Genomic DNA, 2,644 nt, shown 5'->3' with positions numbered 1-2,644 from the left:
TGGAAAAACCGGTCAAATTGACCACCACTTTCCAGTGTAAATTGACCACCAGTTCCGGAGCAAATTGACCACCACTTTCCAATCCAAATTGACCACCTAATTTCGGGGTAAATTGATTATTAAAAACTACTGACTTTTTCATGTTGTTAGAACCATACATTCGTTAAAAAAATACGGATTATGGCAAACAAAATAACAGACATGAGTAAAATTAGAAAAGTAATTAAATTCTATTGTGATGGAAAGAGTAAGTTATTTATAAGTAGCTACTTATCCCTTTCCAGGAATACGGTAAAGAAGTATATTTCTTTATTTGAAGTTCTCGGATTAAACTTTGAATTAATTGATAAAAAAACAGATGCTGAACTGGAACTTTTGTTTTCACAGACTACTGTGGAATCAATTAGTCCCAAATTGCAGACACTTCATAATTTTTTCCCTAAAATGGAGCGTGAACTAAAAAAAGTTGGCGTTACCATACAACATATGTGGGAACAATATATTGCCATAAACCCTGATGGTTACAGGAGTTCGCAATTTGCCCATCATTACAAAGTATGGAGTAAACGAGTCAATCCAGTAATGCATATGAATCACAAAGCCGGCGATAAAATGTATGTGGATTATGCCGGAAAAACACTTTCCATTATTGATAACGACACTGGAGAAATCAAAGAAGTACAATTTTTTGTGGCCATATTGGGAGCCAGTCAATACACGTATGCCGAAGCCTCCATGAGCCAGCAAAAGGAAGATTTCGTCACTTCGGTAGAAAATGCCATGCGTTTTTTTGAAGGCACTCCTGAGGCAATTGTCCCGGATAATTTAAAATCCGCAGTAATAAAAAGTAGTCGTTTTGAGCCGACAATTAATGAAACCCTGGCCGATTTAGCGGAACATTATGAAACTACAATCTTGCCAGCCAGGGCTTATAAACCCAGAGATAAGTCATTAGTTGAAGGAGCTGTTAAAATATTGTACAGAAGGATTTATGTAAACTTAAAAGAAACCAAATTCTTTAGCCTTGAAGGGTTAAACCAGCAGATATGGGATTTATTAGATACTCATAACAGTCGAAAACTCACTGGACGTCCTTACTCTCGAAAAGAATTGTTTTTAGAAGATGAGAAGCAAAAACTACGCCCACTACCACAAGAACGCTTTGAAATCAAATACCAATCCTTTGCAACAGTAATGCAAAACGGGCATGTCCAATTAAGTCAAGACAAAAATTATTACAGTGTTCCGTATCAATATGTAAAGAAAAAAGCCAAACTCTTGTATACCAAATCAACCGTAGAAATCTATTATAAATACAATCGGATAGCTGTCCATGCACGAAATTACAAACCGTATGTCTATACCACAACCCCAGAGCATTTAGCAAGTACACATCAATTTGTAGCCCAATGGAGTGCTGCTCGATTCATTGATTGGGCAAGTAATATTGATGAATCAGTGGGAGAATATATTATGCAGATAATCGAAAGTAGAAACCATCCTGAACAGGCTTATAAAAGTTGTTTAGGAATATTAAACTTCGAAAAAAAGGTTGGTAAGCAGCGATTAATAAATGCTTGTAAACGGGCACTTGATTTTAAAATATACAATTTTAAGACGATACAAAATATTTTAGAAAACAACTTAGACCATATTGATTTTGACCAAGAACCCGAGCAAGAACTCCCGAATCACGGTAACATAAGAGGAAAACATTATTATAACTAAATTAAATCTTGAAAACATGAATGAATCCACAGTAACAAAAATGAAACAAATGAAGCTTTATGGCATGTATAATGCTTTTAAAACAGCCATTGAAAGCGGAAAAACAGACCATTACACACTCGATCAGTTTGTATCGATGATTATTGATGCGGAATGGGATGAAAGGCACAATCGTCGTATTCAGCGCAGTATCACCAATGCCCGATTCCATTACAAGTCAAATATTGAAAGTATCAATTTTGACCAAACCCGTAATCTAGATCGCAACATAGTGCTACGTCTGGCAGAATGTGAATTTGTAGAAAAAAATGAAAACATCTTAATCACGGGAAGTACTGGTGTAGGCAAAAGCTATTTAGGCACTGCACTGGGTTATCAAGCCTGCATACAGGGCTTTAAGGTGAGCTATTTTAATACTTCGAAGTTGTTTGCTAAATTAAAAATGGCCAAAGCAGATGGCTCTTACCTGCGAGAACTTGCCAAAATTGAAAGGCAAGATGTCATTATTCTTGACGATTTTGGACTCCAAGCATTAGATAGTCACAACCGAATTACCCTTTTAGAGATCATTGAAGACAGGCATAATAACGGCTCTATAATTGTAACATCACAAATACCAGTGCAAGGTTGGTATGATATAATTGGTGAAAAAACCATAGCTGATGCAATTTTGGACAGGCTCATACATCAATCTCACCGACTCGAATTACATGGAGAATCTATGAGAAAGAAAAGAGGCATAAACAAAGGGTAATATTTTAAGTATATTTGAATACTAATTAACAGATGAAAAAGAGTAGTTTTTAATGAAAAATGGAGGTGGTCATTTTGCTCCGGAATTAGGTGGTCATTTTGAATTGGAATCAGGTGGTCACTTTAAATTGGAATTGGGTGGTCAATATCACTGGAATTTGCA

Annotated in this window: 2 protein-coding genes; both read left to right on the top strand. The window is 35.9% G+C overall.

Going from position 1 to position 2,644, the window contains the following annotated elements:
* Positions 1–180: 180 nt before the first annotated feature.
* Positions 181–1,728, top strand: coding sequence for an IS21 family transposase (istA, locus tag ACM55H_RS17875; RefSeq protein ID WP_416837806.1), 1,548 nt, complete (start codon positions 181–183; stop codon positions 1,726–1,728).
* 16 nt (positions 1,729–1,744) lie between these two features.
* The gene (gene istB, locus ACM55H_RS17870; RefSeq protein ID WP_416837805.1) at positions 1,745–2,482 is read left to right on the top strand and encodes an IS21-like element helper ATPase IstB; all 738 of its coding nucleotides are present in this window, start codon (positions 1,745–1,747) and stop codon (positions 2,480–2,482) included.
* Positions 2,483–2,644: the final 162 nt, after the last annotated feature.

Source organism: Flavobacterium cryoconiti (assembly GCF_048158645.1).
Lineage (GTDB): Bacteria > Bacteroidota > Bacteroidia > Flavobacteriales > Flavobacteriaceae > Flavobacterium > Flavobacterium cryoconiti.
The sequence above is the reverse complement of the archived record's forward strand: the minus strand, read 5'-3'. Positions and strand labels throughout refer to the sequence as shown.

Excerpts from the sequence above, each read along its gene's own strand:
- istA (WP_416837806.1), top strand. The coding sequence starts at position 181 with ATGGCAAACAAAATAACAGACATGAGTAAAATTAGAAAAGTAATTAAA.
- istB (WP_416837805.1), top strand. The coding sequence starts at position 1,745 with ATGAATGAATCCACAGTAACAAAAATGAAACAAATGAAGCTTTATGGC.